Source organism: Paraburkholderia jirisanensis, from assembly GCF_054782355.1.
On sequence record NZ_BAAGSQ010000030.1, the window covers coordinates 217,891 to 232,792 of the forward strand.

At 58.4% G+C, this 14,902-nt stretch carries 12 protein-coding genes and 1 pseudogene; 6 read left to right on the forward strand and 7 right to left on the reverse strand.

The window, feature by feature from the left end; all coding sequences use genetic code 11:
* Positions 1 to 62: 62 nt before the first annotated feature.
* The 4 genes from ACYVNQ_RS30820 to ACYVNQ_RS30835 form a co-directional block, all read right to left on the reverse strand.
* Complete coding sequence (locus ACYVNQ_RS30820) at positions 63 to 257, reverse strand: VOC family protein (RefSeq protein ID WP_460908124.1); 195 nt, start codon at positions 255 to 257, stop codon at positions 63 to 65.
* Between the two features lie 169 nt (positions 258 to 426).
* Entirely contained in the window at positions 427 to 924 is a 498-nt protein-coding gene (locus ACYVNQ_RS30825; RefSeq protein ID WP_460908126.1) for a hypothetical protein, read from the reverse strand.
* Between the two features lie 113 nt (positions 925 to 1,037).
* The gene (locus tag ACYVNQ_RS30830) at positions 1,038 to 1,589 is read right to left on the reverse strand and encodes a hypothetical protein (protein WP_460908128.1); all 552 of its coding nucleotides are present in this window, start codon (positions 1,587 to 1,589) and stop codon (positions 1,038 to 1,040) included.
* Positions 1,555 to 2,709, reverse strand: coding sequence for a hypothetical protein (locus tag ACYVNQ_RS30835; protein ID WP_460908130.1), 1,155 nt, complete (start codon positions 2,707 to 2,709; stop codon positions 1,555 to 1,557). The genes ACYVNQ_RS30830 and ACYVNQ_RS30835 overlap by 35 nt, the downstream gene beginning before the upstream one ends.
* A 367-nt stretch (positions 2,710 to 3,076) precedes the next feature.
* On the opposite strand from ACYVNQ_RS30835, the gene ACYVNQ_RS30840 reads away from it, so the two are divergent.
* The gene (locus tag ACYVNQ_RS30840; RefSeq protein ID WP_460908132.1) at positions 3,077 to 3,868 is read left to right on the forward strand and encodes an SGNH/GDSL hydrolase family protein; all 792 of its coding nucleotides are present in this window, start codon (positions 3,077 to 3,079) and stop codon (positions 3,866 to 3,868) included.
* A 153-nt stretch (positions 3,869 to 4,021) separates the two neighbouring features.
* Here ACYVNQ_RS30840 and ACYVNQ_RS30845 read toward each other — a convergent pair whose 3' ends face one another.
* Positions 4,022 to 5,695: an alkaline phosphatase family protein gene (locus ACYVNQ_RS30845; protein WP_460908511.1), complete on the reverse strand. Its 1,674-nt coding sequence runs from the start codon at positions 5,693 to 5,695 to the stop codon at positions 4,022 to 4,024.
* Between the two features lie 360 nt (positions 5,696 to 6,055).
* Positions 6,056 to 7,027, reverse strand: coding sequence for a LysR substrate-binding domain-containing protein (locus ACYVNQ_RS30850; protein ID WP_460908136.1), 972 nt, complete (start codon positions 7,025 to 7,027; stop codon positions 6,056 to 6,058).
* 135 nt (positions 7,028 to 7,162) lie between these two features.
* Between ACYVNQ_RS30850 and ACYVNQ_RS30855 the strand changes: the two genes are divergently transcribed.
* Positions 7,163 to 9,457, forward strand: coding sequence for an NADP-dependent malic enzyme (locus tag ACYVNQ_RS30855; RefSeq protein WP_460908138.1), 2,295 nt, complete (start codon positions 7,163 to 7,165; stop codon positions 9,455 to 9,457).
* A 96-nt stretch (positions 9,458 to 9,553) separates the two neighbouring features.
* Here the strand turns inward: ACYVNQ_RS30855 and ACYVNQ_RS30860 are convergent, their stop codons facing one another.
* Positions 9,554 to 9,883: a cupin domain-containing protein gene (locus ACYVNQ_RS30860; RefSeq protein WP_460908140.1), complete on the reverse strand. Its 330-nt coding sequence runs from the start codon at positions 9,881 to 9,883 to the stop codon at positions 9,554 to 9,556.
* A gap of 169 nt (positions 9,884 to 10,052) precedes the next feature.
* Between ACYVNQ_RS30860 and ACYVNQ_RS30865 the strand changes: the two genes are divergently transcribed.
* From ACYVNQ_RS30865 to ACYVNQ_RS30880, 4 genes and pseudogenes are all read left to right on the forward strand, one after another.
* Positions 10,053 to 10,766 carry a pentapeptide repeat-containing protein gene (locus ACYVNQ_RS30865; protein WP_460908142.1) on the forward strand — a complete coding sequence of 238 codons (714 nt, stop codon included), beginning with the start codon at positions 10,053 to 10,055 and terminating at the stop codon, positions 10,764 to 10,766.
* 242 nt (positions 10,767 to 11,008) lie between these two features.
* The gene (locus ACYVNQ_RS30870; protein ID WP_460908144.1) at positions 11,009 to 13,519 is read left to right on the forward strand and encodes a hypothetical protein; all 2,511 of its coding nucleotides are present in this window, start codon (positions 11,009 to 11,011) and stop codon (positions 13,517 to 13,519) included.
* Positions 13,520 to 14,382: 863 nt separating this feature from the next.
* A complete protein-coding gene (locus ACYVNQ_RS30875) occupies positions 14,383 to 14,697 on the forward strand; it encodes a BufA1 family periplasmic bufferin-type metallophore (RefSeq protein ID WP_460908146.1) in 315 nt (104 codons plus the stop codon).
* A gap of 25 nt (positions 14,698 to 14,722) precedes the next feature.
* Positions 14,723 to 14,902, forward strand: a pseudogene (locus tag ACYVNQ_RS30880) (hypothetical protein); the annotation flags it as partial.

The following is a 14,902-nucleotide window of genomic DNA, read 5'->3' on the forward strand; positions in this document are numbered from 1 at the left end:
AACGCCGTTGTGCATCCTGGTGGTCGGAGATTCGTCGGCCGCGGGCGTCAGTTCCTGCGCGATTATGCTTTGCGCGCAGACACTGCAATCACGAAAAACGGGGACTGCGGCCTGCCAGTGGAGAAAACGACCCATGCCGAGTCAACCGCCAGGCGATGTTTCTCAACCAGACGAATGCCGGGCGGGCCCAGCATATGCGCGTAGAGGCGGGCACTGGATTTCAAGTCGCGGGCGACTATGCCGATGTGGTTAAACATGACGGTCACCTCGATATGGCAAAGGGTAGTTCGTAGCTTGCCACAGTGAGGTGCGAATAACCTGATACGGCTTCAGGGTTGCGCGCTCGCGTGTGGGGCATCAGGCCAGACGACGTCCCCGTCGACCGCGTGGCGCCACGTGTTGCTCGTGTTCGTCAGCGATTGCTGCTTAACGCTGCTGACGCGCCGAAGGCTCCCATTCGTGTGGCAACGATTTAGGATCAAGCCAACGCACTTGCCGGATCGCCTTATAGATAACAACCAGGGCGGGTAGTTTGACGACCGCGAACACGTACATTACGCGAGCGAGATCGATGTCAATGGGCGCGGATCCCGCGTTCAGGTAGAGCGCAAATGCGATGAGTGGGAGATAAAGTGCTATCGCACCGAACGACAGCCAGCGGAATAGTTTGACTGCCCAAAGCTTTCCACCACCGATGCCGATACCGACAGTCAACATGATGACCGACAACACGATCCATCCTGGCAGAATCAGGTCGTCGTAACTGATGCCCATAAACGATGCGATGCTGGCAACAAGCTCAGCGAAGGTAAGGCCTGCGCCGAGGAAGAATGCACCGCCAGCGACGGCTGCTTGTCGTGGAGCACCGGGTGGGCGATTGCCGGGCTGCTCTTGTAGAGTAGGTAGATCGTCGCGGCTTATCACGGCGTGTCTATGGTGGCGTCATCGCGTCTGCACAGCAGAGCCGTTGCCGCCGCTCTGCGCAAGTGTCGGAGTACCGCCCGCGACAGGGGCTACACCGAGGGCGAGGTACTTGCTCAACGTTGCTGAAGCGCCGAAGGCTCCCACTCGTGTGGCAGAGAACGAGGATCGAGCCAGCGTAACTGCCGGATGGCCCTATAGATAATGACGAAGCACGGCGCTTTTATGACCGCGAACACAAACATGACTGGAGCGAAGCCTGGATCGATAGGTCGAGGTCCAGCGTTCAGATAAAGCGCGAGTAATAGAAGCGGCACATAAAGCGCCATTGCCCCAAAAGACAGCCAGCGAAACAGCCGGACAGCCCAGAGCTTACCGGCGCCCATGCCGATGCTGAACGTCAGCATGATGATTGACAGTGCGATCCACGCTGGCAGAAAAAGGTCGTCAAATCGAATGGTCGTCAACGACGTGGTTGCCTCAACAATCTCCGAAAAAGTAAGGCCGCCACCGAGAAAGAATGCACCCGCAGCAATCGCAGCTTGTCGGGGAGCTCCGCGTGGGCGATTGCCGGGGCGCTCTGTTTGTCCGGATAGATTGCCGCTCGATGTCATAGCTTTTCTGTTGCAGACATCATTTTGCTCGTCCTGTTCGATGTGCGACGCCAACCTGAAATTGCAAGATGGTCGACGGATCTCCGGATTGCTGGGAATTCGACATGTTCTGTGGCGCAAGCAACTGCGCTGGATGGCTGGAGTCGTCTTGCCGGAATCGATCTGTCATCCGCTCGAGTCCCCGCGTGAGTGGTTCGGGTGGATCGACGCCATACACTCCTGTACCGTAGATTGACGCTAAATAGGCGGGCGCTTCAATGGTCCGTAAGAGCATCAGCTCACGACGTGCGGCGACTACTTTCTTCTGCGCCACGCGCACGCTGTCCGCAAGCTTGCCTGCCTGTTCGCGCATCTTGTTAGCTTGCTGTCGCATAAGCAGTTGGTTGGGGTTATCAAGGTTAGACCTTACAAAGTTGTCGATCGCCTCGCGTTGGTCGGCCAGCCGTTTGGCCGCTTGCGTTGCCTCTTCGCCTGTCTCACCAACTTCGCGTGAGGCCTTGGATAGTGAGAGGAGGGTACGTGTGCCGCTAACTGCGAGATCCGGTAGCACCATTAGTGGGCCAACGGTTTCGATCAGCTTGTAGTGCCATGACCCTGCGAGTTGTCGTTTTCGCACCTCGTCACCTTGAAGCTCGAAAGACAGCATCGACGTGTCTTCGGCTAAGAGCAAAAGTGATGCCGCACCTGCAACGGCGCCTAGCAACGGAACAAGAGCGACACCTGCTGCCGAAATCGCGACGATCGAAATTATACCGGCGAGCACACCAAAACTGTCGCCTACGACAGCTGCTGCATCGAAACCCGTTTTGTGGTTTTCGATGAAGTTCCGTGCCTTCGTAAGATCCGGAGCAAATGCCGCCAGACCACGTTTGCCGCTATTCGAAGCCGCATTTAGCCGCTGCGCCCACGCCTGAGACAATTGCTGTATGGTTTGTGAGCTCGCGGAACTTAAAGGATCGGATGCCGCGAAAGATTGTCTCGCCGTCGAGACAACTAGGTCTATTGAATCGCCGTCGGAATCAGGTATGGCTGCTTTCAGCCGCGATGCACCTTTGCCGTCAAAGAAGATTACGCCTGCGCTTGAGCCAAGCACTCTCCCTGCAAACCGCGACAGGTGAAACTGCGCCTCAGGCTGGTGACAATACGGTTCCCATGATGCGACTGAATTTGACATGGCATCTTAAAAATGCGTAATAGCTAACCGCGGATTTGGTGAATACAAGCGATTTCCTTTGGCTACACGCAATATAGTCTAGCTTGTCATTGGCAGCTAGATAAGGGCCAAGTACGCGCGCCGTAAAAGTTGAAACCGTGCCTCTGGTTGATGGCAATATGCTTCCCATAGTGCGACGGACTTTGGCATGGACCTTACTGATGCTCAATGCGCAGATGTCCTTTACGGAGAATCAAGGGCATCGCAAGATATTGTGCGACAAAAGAGGCATTGCTGCTGCCATCACGTTTCTTGACGAGCCGGCGTAGTGCATTTTTGATCTGTCCTCCGTGTTGAACCGGTTTATTCTCGCTCGTGGTGCTGTCCAATGTTGAATCTGTATAAGGCCGCACTTGGCTCAGTTCTGCTATTGCAGGCATGGTGGTTACGGCGAACCGCGTTGCGTTTGCCGGAGGCTGCTGGCCCTCGCAGTGGCATTGAAGGGAACTGCGGCCCCGCGACAACGCCATTGCGCATCGTGGTTGTCGGAGACTCGTCGGCCGCGGGCGTCGGAGTCAGTACCCAAGCCAAAGCGTTGGCACAGCCCGTGGCAATGCGATTGGCGAGCAGGACGGGCCGATGCGTCGCGTGGCAACTGGTCGCCCGGTCGGGAGTCAATACCAGCGAGGCGCTTGAATTGTTGGCGTGCAGTCAACTCGATCCAGCGGACTACCTGATAACGGCGCTCGGCACGAACGACGTCACGTCGCAACGCCGGCCGAATCAGTTCCTGCGCGACTACGCTTTGCTCGCCGACACGTTTCGCAGACGAACAGGTGCGATCGGGCTGGTCGTGACTGGGCTGCCGCCGTTGCGAATCCTTCCTGCCGTATCCCATCCGCTGCGTTGGTATCTTGGCCGCTACGCAATTCGGTTAGACCGGGCGTTGCGCACCTGGGTTGAGCAAGAACGGATGACACGCTACGTTTCACTGGCGTGGGCTGCGTACCCTGAAGATATGGCACAAGACGGGTTTCACCCGGGTCCCACACAATATCGCCGGTGGGCTGAACTCGTAACCGACCAGATTTGCACGATGCTCGAAACCTCGGGTACCAGCGTCGACCATAACTTGCTCGAAACTGTCGGATTTGACTCTCACCCCGCATGCGAACAGTGACCGCGCGGCGACGAGAATACCAGATCGATTTGAAACCACTGGCGCAAGTTGCCTGTAGAACGCCAATCAATGATCGCAATCTCAAGCGATAAAACCGCCGCCGCGCGCAACCAGCCACGAACGCCCCCAGTTGCGCGCAGCACTCCACTTCAATCAGAACCGGCCGCCACTCAATTCCGGCAACACCGGCGTACCTTCAACCGCCACCGAATGCAGCAACTCAGGCTCGACGCCCAGCAGCCGCAGGATCGTCGGTGCCACCTGGGTGGTCAGCACGCGGTCGTCCACGGTTCGTCCTGCACGATGCTCGCCCGGCACATACACGACCAGTCCGAGATGGCTGTCGTCAGGCGCATTGCCGCCGTGCTCTTCATCCTTCGACGTGCTCGACGTATAGATCACGCCCGGATTCGGCTGAACGATGATGTCGGGGGTGCGTCCTTGTGCCGGATTGCCGAAGCGCTGCGCCAGTTGCGGGCCGGAAAGGATATAGGCCTGCGGTCCATCGGCACAGATGCCCGGTGCGTTACAGGACAGATTGTCCTTCAGCGTACGCACTACCGCTGCAGCCTGGCTTTGATCGCGTAGCCAGATTAAGCCGACGTCGTCGGTCTGCACGAAGCCTGTGTCGACCAGCCCGGTACCGTCGTTCAGCGCGCCGCTTTTGGTCGCCGCCTGGCCGAAGTTGCCGGCAGGGTCCAGAAAGTTATTCGCTTCGAGCAGCTTGGTCAGCGTGTCGCCGTTCTTGACCAGCTTCGTATGATCGGTCGGCGATTGTCCGTGCTTCGAAGTCACCACGATGGCGGTCGACGTATAGAGCCCGCGCTGCTTCAATTCGTTCACCAGCCGGCCAAGCGAATCGTCGATATAGGTTATCGCTGCGCTGACCTGCGGTCCGGGCGTGAAGCTGGCGTCCAGATAGCCGCCTCCCTTGGCCACTACTGCCTTCTGCGCGACGCTCAAGGTCTGGAAATCCGCGCCGAACACGGTCGGCACGTCAGCCGTCGTTTGTCCGCTCGAGTCCTTGCCATCGATCTCGCTGATCAATTGCTGTATATGCAGGTTGTCGAACTGCTCGGTGTGCGTAAAGACGTCGGTGAAGTCGGTGCCGGTGGCCGCGTCGATCGAATTGATCTCGATGTGCGCCATATCGTCAACGCCCGTGCCTGACGGGCCGTTGAGCCAGTCATAACCCCACGCATGCTTGTCGGACCATGCAGTGCGCGCGTGCCGCATGTTTTGCTTGACCACTTCGAACAGCGTGTTGGTCTTCACGTAGTTGTGCGGAAACACCTGTTTGCACACGCCATTGATCAGCGCATGCGGGATGGCCTGCGGATTGAATGCGCCACCACCGTTCAGATGCGTAATCGCACCGCCGTTTTCGGCATCGATGCCGGTGGTTTCGTCGAATACGACGTTCCAGCCCTGCTTGCCCGAACAGTTCGTATCCGAAGGCGCGTACAGCGTGCGATCGTACGACACGTCGTAAAAGAGCCCTGCGGTTTTCGGCGAGCCGCCCGTCACCAGTGCTGCGAGGCCCGGGAACGAATCCGACAGGCCGGGTGTGTGCGCATTCGTATAGGTTGTGCCGGACTTCGCAAGCAGCGCGAGATTCGGGCAGGTATTTGCGCCGATGCAGCGCGCGACGTCCCGTTCATGCAAGCCGTCGAAACTGATCAGCAGCACATGCTTGACGGTGTCGTGCTCATGCTCGTGACCGTCGCTGTCGTGTGCTGCGGCTAGCGTCATATGCAAGCTTGCCAGCGATACGACACCGGCGCCAAAGATGCGCGCTGCGCGCATCGATCTGCGATTCTTCATCATCATTTGACCTCGTTGGGGGGAGATATGACAGGTGAATCGAAGCCAAATGTGAGGCACGAATAAGTCGCTCTAGTGATTGATCTCTTTCATTTCTAAAGTGGAACCAGAAAGCTGCCGATCTTGAATCGCCTTAAGCGTTCGTTAAGCCTGGTGACCAGATAGTGTGTGGCTAGGTATCGGCCGGGCAGGTCTATCGCACGGTCATCGACAAACCCGGCTGCAGAAGTGGTAGCGCAGAGGCTAGTTGCCTCCACAGATCAAGCGCTTGCCCGCCACGCTTGCTCGCTCCATCAAGACTGGGCGGCACGGTCTGTGATCGATGCCCACCAGCACGATCGTGTTCCTGTCAGCGGCTATTTCTCACCGTCTATTTTCAGCGTCGGTTTGCGCGCATATCTGGCGCAACGATTCGACGAACAGATTTTGTGCCGCTGGGTACGGCCCTTCTGAGCGGGTAAACAGCGCAATAGGTGGAAGAGTCCATTCAAACGAATAAGGCACGATCGCGACACCTGCAATTCGAACCAGTTCTTCTGCGATATCCGAAGGGACGATCGACACGGCCTCTTCGCTTGAAGCAATCATTTCGCCGATGAGCTTGGACGAGTAACTCTCCACCATCGGCACTGGGGGTGTCGTTCCCGCAGCAAGAAACAGGTCGGCCACCTGTTCTCTCATCGGCGTATGAGGCGCGCCGAGAATCCAGTCGAGCGTCACCAGCCTGCTCCAGTCGAGCTTCGTGCGCGCCAGTTTTGCCGCAAGACGCCGGCTCGCGATCATCCGGGGGCGCTGGCGGAACAGCACTTCAAAGCTGGTCCTTTGCAAATCGACCGACGCGGCCGCCCGGCCGATGACGATATCGACGGTATGGTCCCGCAACTGGGGCAACAGTTGGTCGCTGGTTCCTTCGTGAATGGTCACGGTCACGCGCCGCTCCATCCCGGCATGCAGTCGCTTCAGTGCCGCCGATAGCAATTGGCCGGAGATAAACGGAATCACGCCGATATGCAGATGCGTCGCATGGCCTGACGCCACTGCCTTGACGTCGCGAGCGAGATGATCGAGATCGTGGATCATCGCCCCAGCGCGTTCGAGCACCACAGAGCCGAGTGCGGTGGGCAGCATGCCGCGCGACGAGCGCTCGAAAAGCGGCATGCCGAACATGCTCTCCAGTTCCGCCAACGCATTCGTTACCGCCGGTTGACTGCTGGCCATATGTTCCGCGACGCGCGTCAGCGAACCGTGCTGCTGGATTTGCAGCAACAGCACCAGATGCCGCATCTTCAGGCGCGCGCTCAGCCGCCTGACCATGTCGTCCGACTCAAATGTCATTGAGGGCCCATGCAACCATCACGAAAATATGATGGGGCGATATTAAAACAAAATCATCTGCTGATGGCAGCTCTCTAGAATCGCCTCAACGGATCGCGCCGGGACTGGCCCGGCACACTCACTCAGGCACAGAACATGAAGCAGACAGATACCGACCAGCAAGCCGCGTTCGACTATCACGAGTTTCCCACGCCCGGAAAGATCTCCGTCGTGGCCAACAAGCCTCTCGTGACCCAGCGCGATCTGGCGCTCGCCTACACGCCCGGCGTGGCCAGCGTCTGCGAGGCCATTGCGGCCGACCCGCTAAAGGCGCATCGCTTCACGGGCCGTGGCAACCTCGTCGGCGTCATCACCAACGGCACCGCCGTACTCGGCCTCGGAAACATCGGGGCGCTCGCATCGAAGCCGGTGATGGAAGGTAAAGCGGTGCTGTTCAAGAAGTTCGCTGGTGTAGATGTATTCGACATCGAGATCAACGAAACCGACCCGGACAAGCTTGTCGAAATCATCGCCGGCCTCGAACCCACGTTCGGCGGCATCAATCTCGAAGATATCAAGGCGCCGGAATGCTTCACGGTCGAGCGTAAATTGCGCGAGCGCATGAAGATCCCTGTCTTCCACGACGATCAGCACGGCACCGCGATCACTGTTTCAGCGGCCTTTATCAATGGTCTGAAAGTGGTGGGCAAGACCATCTCGGAGATCAAGGTGGTGACCTCGGGTGCGGGTGCGGCGGCCCTGGCCTGCCTCGATCTGCTGGTCGATATGGGCTTGCCGGTGAAAAACATCTGGGCGACCGACATCGAAGGCGTGGTTTACCGTGGTCGCACGGCGCTGATGGACCCGGACAAGGCGCGCTTCGCGCAGGAAACTGACGCCCGCACGCTGGCCGAAGTGATCGAGGGCGCGGATGTATTCCTCGGGTTGTCGGTAGGCGGCATTCTCAACGCCGACATGCTGAAGACGATGGGCCCGCGTCCATTGATTCTTGCGCTCGCCAATCCGACACCGGAAATCTTTCCGGAACTCGCTCATGCGACGCGCGACGATGTCGTTATCGCCACCGGCCGTTCGGACTATCCGAATCAGGTCAACAATGTGCTGTGCTTCCCGTACATCTTCCGCGGCGCATTGGATGTCGGCGCCACCACCATTACGCGCGATATGGAAATTGCCGCGGTGAATGCGATCGCGGGTCTTGCGGAAGAGGAGCAAAACGAAGTGGTCGCGGCTGCGTATGGTGTCTATGACGTGAAATTCGGCTCGCAGTACTTCATCCCCAAGCCTTTCGACCCACGCCTGATTACCCGGATTGCGCCGGCGGTGGCGAAAGCAGCGATAGAAGGCGGCGTGGCGACGCGTCCACTGCCCGACCTGGCCGTTTATGTCGAGCAGTTGCAGCAGTTCGTGTATCACTCTGGCGCCTTCATGAAACCGCTGTTTTCGACGGCGAAGCGACTTGTGCGTGACGGCGGCAATGCACGCATCGTCTTCACCGAGGGTGAGGACGAGCGCGTGCTGCGCGCCGTGCAAGTGATCGTCGACGAAAAGCTTGCGCGACCGATTCTGGTTGGCCGCCCCGAAGTACTGCTGGCACGCATCGAGCGATTCGGCTTGCGGCTCAAGCTCGGGCAGGACGTGGAAGTGACCAACCCTGAATATGACGAGCGCTTCCCGCAGTATTGGACGACGTACTGGGAATTGATGTGTCGCGACGGCATTACCAAGGAGATGGCGCGGGTAGAGATGCGCCGCCGTCTGACCTTGATCGGCGCGATGATGGTGCGGCTTGGCGACGCCGACGGCATGATCTGCGGCACGGTGGGCGCCTATCACGACCACCTGCGACTGGTCGACCAGGTGATCGGCAAGAAGCGCGGAGCGAAGACCTACGCGGCGATGAATATTCTGCTGCTTGATCAGCGTACCGTGGCGCTGGTGGACACCCACATCAACGACGATCCGACGGCGGAGCAAATCGCCGAGTTTACGATTAGCGCGGCGCGGCAGATGGAGTGGCTGAATCTGACACCGAAGGCCGCCTTGCTTTCGCGCTCGAATTTCGGTTCGGGTAGCGCGGCCTCGGGTGCGAAAATGCGTCAGGCACTGGAGATCGTCAGGCAGCAGGCGCCGGATCTCGAAGTGGACGGCGAGATGCATGGTGACTGTGCGCTCGACGAATCACTACGCGCCCGGATACTGCCGACGTCGCCGCTCAAGGGCGACGCCAACCTGCTGGTCTGCCCGAATGTCGATTCAGGCAACATTGCCTATAACCTGCTCAAGACCGGCGCAGGAAGCAATGTGGCAGTGGGCCCCTTCCTGCTCGGCGTCAACGCTCCAGTGAACATTCTCACGTCCAGCTCAACGGTCCGGCGAATCATCAATATGGCGGCGTTGACCGTGATCCAGGCAAATCGCGTCCAGTAAGGACGAGGCGGGCCGGGCCTGTCGTGGAAAGAGTTCGGTGCGCAATGGGCCTGCGTTCATCGAACTCGACGCCAGCCACGTCCCGCTGATCTTGCATCAGGCGAGCACGATGTCGCGTGCTCCTCCTGATTGAATCATGATGTATACGACATCGTCGGCCGTCTCATTCATGACGTGGTGTATGACGCCGGGTTCGATGGTGTAGTGATCATGGACTTGCGTTCGGTTGATGAGCTCGCCTGTTTTCGTTTCGACCGTCAAAACGCCTTGCACGACGACCAGGCGGTCTCTCACATACGTATGGTGGTGCCACTGCGTTTCGCCTCCGGCGCGGACCGTGGTTTGGGTGACGGTGTAGCTCTGCTCGGTCAGGAGCGTTTTATAGAGAACCTTGGCATTTGCCAGCGGAATGTCTTTATCATTCATTCAAGCCTCCTGTTGTGTCGCAAACGAGCGATTAGAATATCCGTTATCGATGCCCGTCACCGGGAAGGGCGCGGATGAGGGGTGCCGGATACCACTTCGCATCCAGGTGATCCATCGTTGACACCAAAACACCACCTTCGCGACCGCAAGAAGGAAAGATATATACCCCATGACAGATTCCGGTGACACGGCCTCGCAGCAGGTCCATCTCGTAGAATCCAGGACCTTGACCCGCAGTGAAATCGAGCACCTCATAGCCAATACGAAAGTGCCTTTGCATTTTGTAGACTGCGACTTCGAGGGCGCTGACCTGTCCCGGCTCGATCTGCGCAGTGCACTGTTCGAGCGCTGCACGATCGCGGAAACATCCTTCTTCGGGGCCTCGCTGAGCCATACGACGTGGCGCCGGTGTCGCCGAGGCGGTGCTGCCGACTTCACGTCGGCTGACCTCGTGGACGCAACGTTCGAGTCGTCGGACCTGAACAACACGAAATGGGGCCGCGCGAAACTGGCCTCTGCCAGCTTCCGTGGATGCAAGCTGACGGGCGGGAACTTCGAAGGCTGCTCCGCGCTAGGTCTCAGCTTCGCGGACACGCTGCTGGTGGGGGCTCACCTGCGGCGCTTGTCGTTTCGCAAAGCCAACCTGGTCGAGCTGAATTTCTCCGACGCCGACCTCGCCGGTTGTGACTTCCGGGAAGCTGTCTTCGATGGCGGCAGTCTCAAGGACGCGAACCTGAAAGACGCGCGCTTTGACGGCGCGGATCTGCGGACTGTCGATCTGAGTGGGTTGACGCTGTCCGACGCCGCATTGTTCCGTGGTGCGATCATTTCCTGGCAGCAAGCGGCCGGCCTCGTGGAAGGGCTCGGCCTGCGTGTGCAGTAAGGCGAGTCGAGCGGAGGGAATAAATGATGGTTGCAGCGCCGGTGGTCTGTGCGGCATTGGGCTCTTCGTTACGTCTCTGTATATGGACCGATGTGTTGTTCGCTGATCGCTGCTTAGGCGTCTGATTCAGATCGATGGACGATTTCTCCATGCCCTTCGATGTCATGGCCTTGTAGCTTCGAACTCGAACGATGCACCCTGTCGATCCTGCGTTGACATCAAAAGACCATAAGGAATTGAACGTGTCGCCGTTGATATCGTTGTTGCATAGATACAACCGTGATCAACGCGGAGCAGGGGGGCGGAGAATCGCGCGAACGCTATGGGCTGTGTGCGCTGCTATCGGACTGATCGTTTCAGGGACCTGCCAGGCTTTTGAGCCTTTAATCCTCGGGCGACTGCACGTCGGCGCACCGATCACCTCATTCGAGGTCACGCCCGATGGCCAAATGGCGGTGGCCCTGCTTAAGGGCGCCGTTGGCGAGCCTGCCGGTCTGCAGATCGTCGACCTGTCCGTGCCGGCGCAGCCCAGGCTACGTGCATTCATACCATATGCGTTCGGGCGAACTGAGCGTGAGGAGATATCCCTGTCGCCCGATGGACAACGATTGCTTCTCCTCGTAACGGTGTTCGAGCGATACCCCGGTCCGAATCGACACACGCTCATCACTTACGATCTGAAGGATCCGGCGCACCCAGTAGAAGTGGGGCGTGTTGCGGTATCGGCGCTCAGCATCGCGCTGGCTCCCGGTGCGGCGGGATATGCCACGTTGATAGAGGCTGGGCAACCGTCGGATCCAGGCAAAACGCTGGACCGCATAGAGGTCCATCGGATCGATGTCGCAAACGCGGACAGAAGTTTCGAGGTGGCGGAGCAATCACCTCCGGAATTAAAGTTTTCTGCCGGGTCGAACTTGCTGATGCTGATACGGCTATACGGGAACATCGAGGCGCTCGATTTGGGGCCCTCGCCGCCGGTTCTGTATCAGCGCGACGGTTCGCCATTCGGTTGGCATACAGACTGTCTCACCGCCCTCGACAATCAACGCATCCTGGCCAGGGACGACGTAGCCGGGAGGCTTGAGGAATTTTCCGTCAGTCCTGGCATGCCTCGCGTCTCCATATTGTCCGACGACCATGCGCCGCAGGCACCCGACGGTGCGCGGTATTGGGGTTGCGCACAGGTACCAGGCAGCGACGCGCTCTATCTCGAGAGAGGAGAGGACGTAGCAAAAATCGACATGGATATTCCCGATGCGCCGCAATCCGCTCAGTTGTGGTCATTGCCGAAGCATACGTCCGCAATGCGAATCGACAAGCTGCACCGTCTATACGCCGTGGGCGGCGCTGATTCGCACGATCTGGTCGTAGTCAACCTCGATGTGCCGAACACGAAGCCGATTGACTGGCGAGCCTTGTCGACAGCAAACGACGAAGCTATCCGTGCGAATGCCGATACTGGAGATGTCGAGCAACTGAGGGCGGGACTCGAACTTCTGGAGGACGCAGGAATCCGCCGGGCACTGACTGCGCCCGTAGATGGAATACCCGCGCGCAAGGCTGCCGAAATCTTCAATAACTACGGCTTCCTGCTGGCGAAATATCTGCCGATGGACGCGGGGAATTCAGGTCCGCAAGCATACCTAAGACGGGCCATCGCTCTCGACCCGACCCGCAAGGTGGCTGATCTGAACCTGGCTGACGTGTTGCGCAGTGGGTTGGGCGATGAAACAGACTGGGCAGAAAAACAGCGCCAAGCGGCCGAGATCGCTGCGCTCTACCGGAAATATCTAGCGTTGGGCGGTGTGCATGAATCGACGATCGATGCCTTCCTGCGGGGCGATCTGGGACAAGATCATCCGGATGACATCTGCGGTGCGATAGCCAACTATGCGAATGCTGGCCGATTGGCGGAACTGCTTGCCAATCACCCGAAGGGTGTCAACGTCGCAAACCGCTACGTGAATCTGGTCTTCACGACTCAAGGAACAGCACATGTGCCGACAATCGAAGCTTATGACGTGGAAACCGGTGCACCGCTCGATGACGTGGTCCCGCTGCCTGACGCCCACCTATGGGGCGGCGACGAGCTTGCGATGGTGGTCTACCGCAACGCGCGGCAAGTTCTTCAGTTCAGTGATCTGTACCACCCTGTATCGACCGTGACGTTATCCGGCACGAAAGCTTGTAGCTTCGAAGTAAAGACGACGGAGCGGCCCGGTCCCCATGCAGTTGAGCCGGCACTGTGCCGCCGTCTCGATCAAGGTAAGGGTCCCGCGTCGATCGATTTCGGTGCGGCGACCCTTAGCTACGATGAGGTGTCGCGACACTACGGAGAGACACAGGCGACAGGCATGCAGCGACTCGACGTGCTGAACCGTGGCGCACCACTGAACGTGGTGGAACTCAGCCTTGAGAGCGGGGCGGGAGCGGGGTGCAGTCAAAAGTTCTACGACGTGCTCGACAATGCAGGTGGGCAAATCAGTGAGGGACGAGACCACGACCTCGTAATGGCGTTGCAGCGGGCCACTCCGCGTGTCCGCTATCCTGCGATTGCGTGCGCCAACGACGCACGATTTTTTCCTCAGGAAGGCAGGATCTACTTCGAAACGAAGTCTGCTCGTTGGCCGCCACGCTCGCAGGCAGATCAATACCATCGTGTGGCGCGGGTTCTTGACGGACGTGTAGAAGACGTTTGCGATTTCCAGTTCAACTCAACCGTCAATGTCGTACCCGGTGCACCTCAAAACTGAATTTACTTTCACGACCAATGACTGTGAATCATGAGTTTTGAGAGGAAGATGAAACGCCCATTCCGCTGTGGTTTGCGATGTCGGTTGTAGCGCTGCCGGGGACGTGCCCTGCAAGCTGATTGCTAAGCAGTAGTGTCCGTTGCCTCGCAGCAGCTTGCCGGTGCCGCTCATGTTCGTCTGCGTCAGCGCTTGGCTACCGAGTTTCGCCATGTCGGCTTCGGAGAGCTTTATGATCGTCGCGCTACTGGCGACAACGTGAGAGCACTTTTATAAGAGATTTGCACCATCAACGTGCGTTTGCTTCGAATCGAATGCAGGATCCAGCATCAGCAAGGCGCGATTCATCTTCTCTGGCGCGATACCCGGATGACCACTCCTCACATCTCTCTCATACCCATGCGCGAGAGCGCTTCGTTTATCGCTCATGCTCGGCGAGCGTACCGTACGATCGATCAAGTAAACGAGACAAAAAGTCAAGGTAATACATGATGCATGGTCTATCCTAAGCAGTCGGCTCAGTCTGGAATCTGAATGGAGAGAAGCGTGCACATTGCAGGCTGATATCTCAGTTCAATTTCCCACAATGGTTTGCGACAACATCTTCTCGTTGCGACCGGTGCGCTTCCGTCCGCGCTTGCCGCACACCACTATCACTTCGCGTGACACGTGGTGTTCTTGGGGAGCCGTTGATATCTGGTCGTTCCTCTCGGCAAAGGCGATTGAGGAGGCCGCGAAATGTGATCTCTCGTCGGTCTTGGCGAGTCGTTGCTTCAGCATCTTGCGCGGTGGCTTCACATCGTTGCTCTTGGCAATACTAAAGCATCTGTTTCAATGTTGGACCTTTACTTTAAGGAGAATTTTTAATGTCTGCAAAGAAGACTGCTGTTAGTTCCGCCGTGCTCGCCGGCGCATTGGCCGCTCTGCTGGCGTCGGCTGCCCACGCTGCACCGCTGACCGATGCGGAAGGTAAAGCGGCCGTCGCTGCTCACAAGGAAAAGTGCTTTGGCGTCGCACTGAAAGGCCAGAACGACTGCGCCGCCGGCCCCGGCACGACCTGCCAGGGTACGTCGACGATGGACTTCCAGGGCAATTCGTGGAAGTTCACGCAAGGCGGCACGTGCACCAGCATTGCGGTGCCGGGCGGTGGCCATGGCTCGCTGACGCCGATCAAGTCGTAATTCGCGGCTGAAGACGGGGACTGTCATGAGCGATCTGAACCGTACCGTGACGGTGGCCGCAGGTGATGGTCCCTGTCGCACGATGCAACAACGCACCTTGCTTGCCGGCACCAGTTTCAAGCATGAGCACCGCGCCGCGATTCTGGCCGACGGTGTCGAAGATGGCCTGTTTTTCGAAGTTCATGCGGAAAACTATATGGGCGCA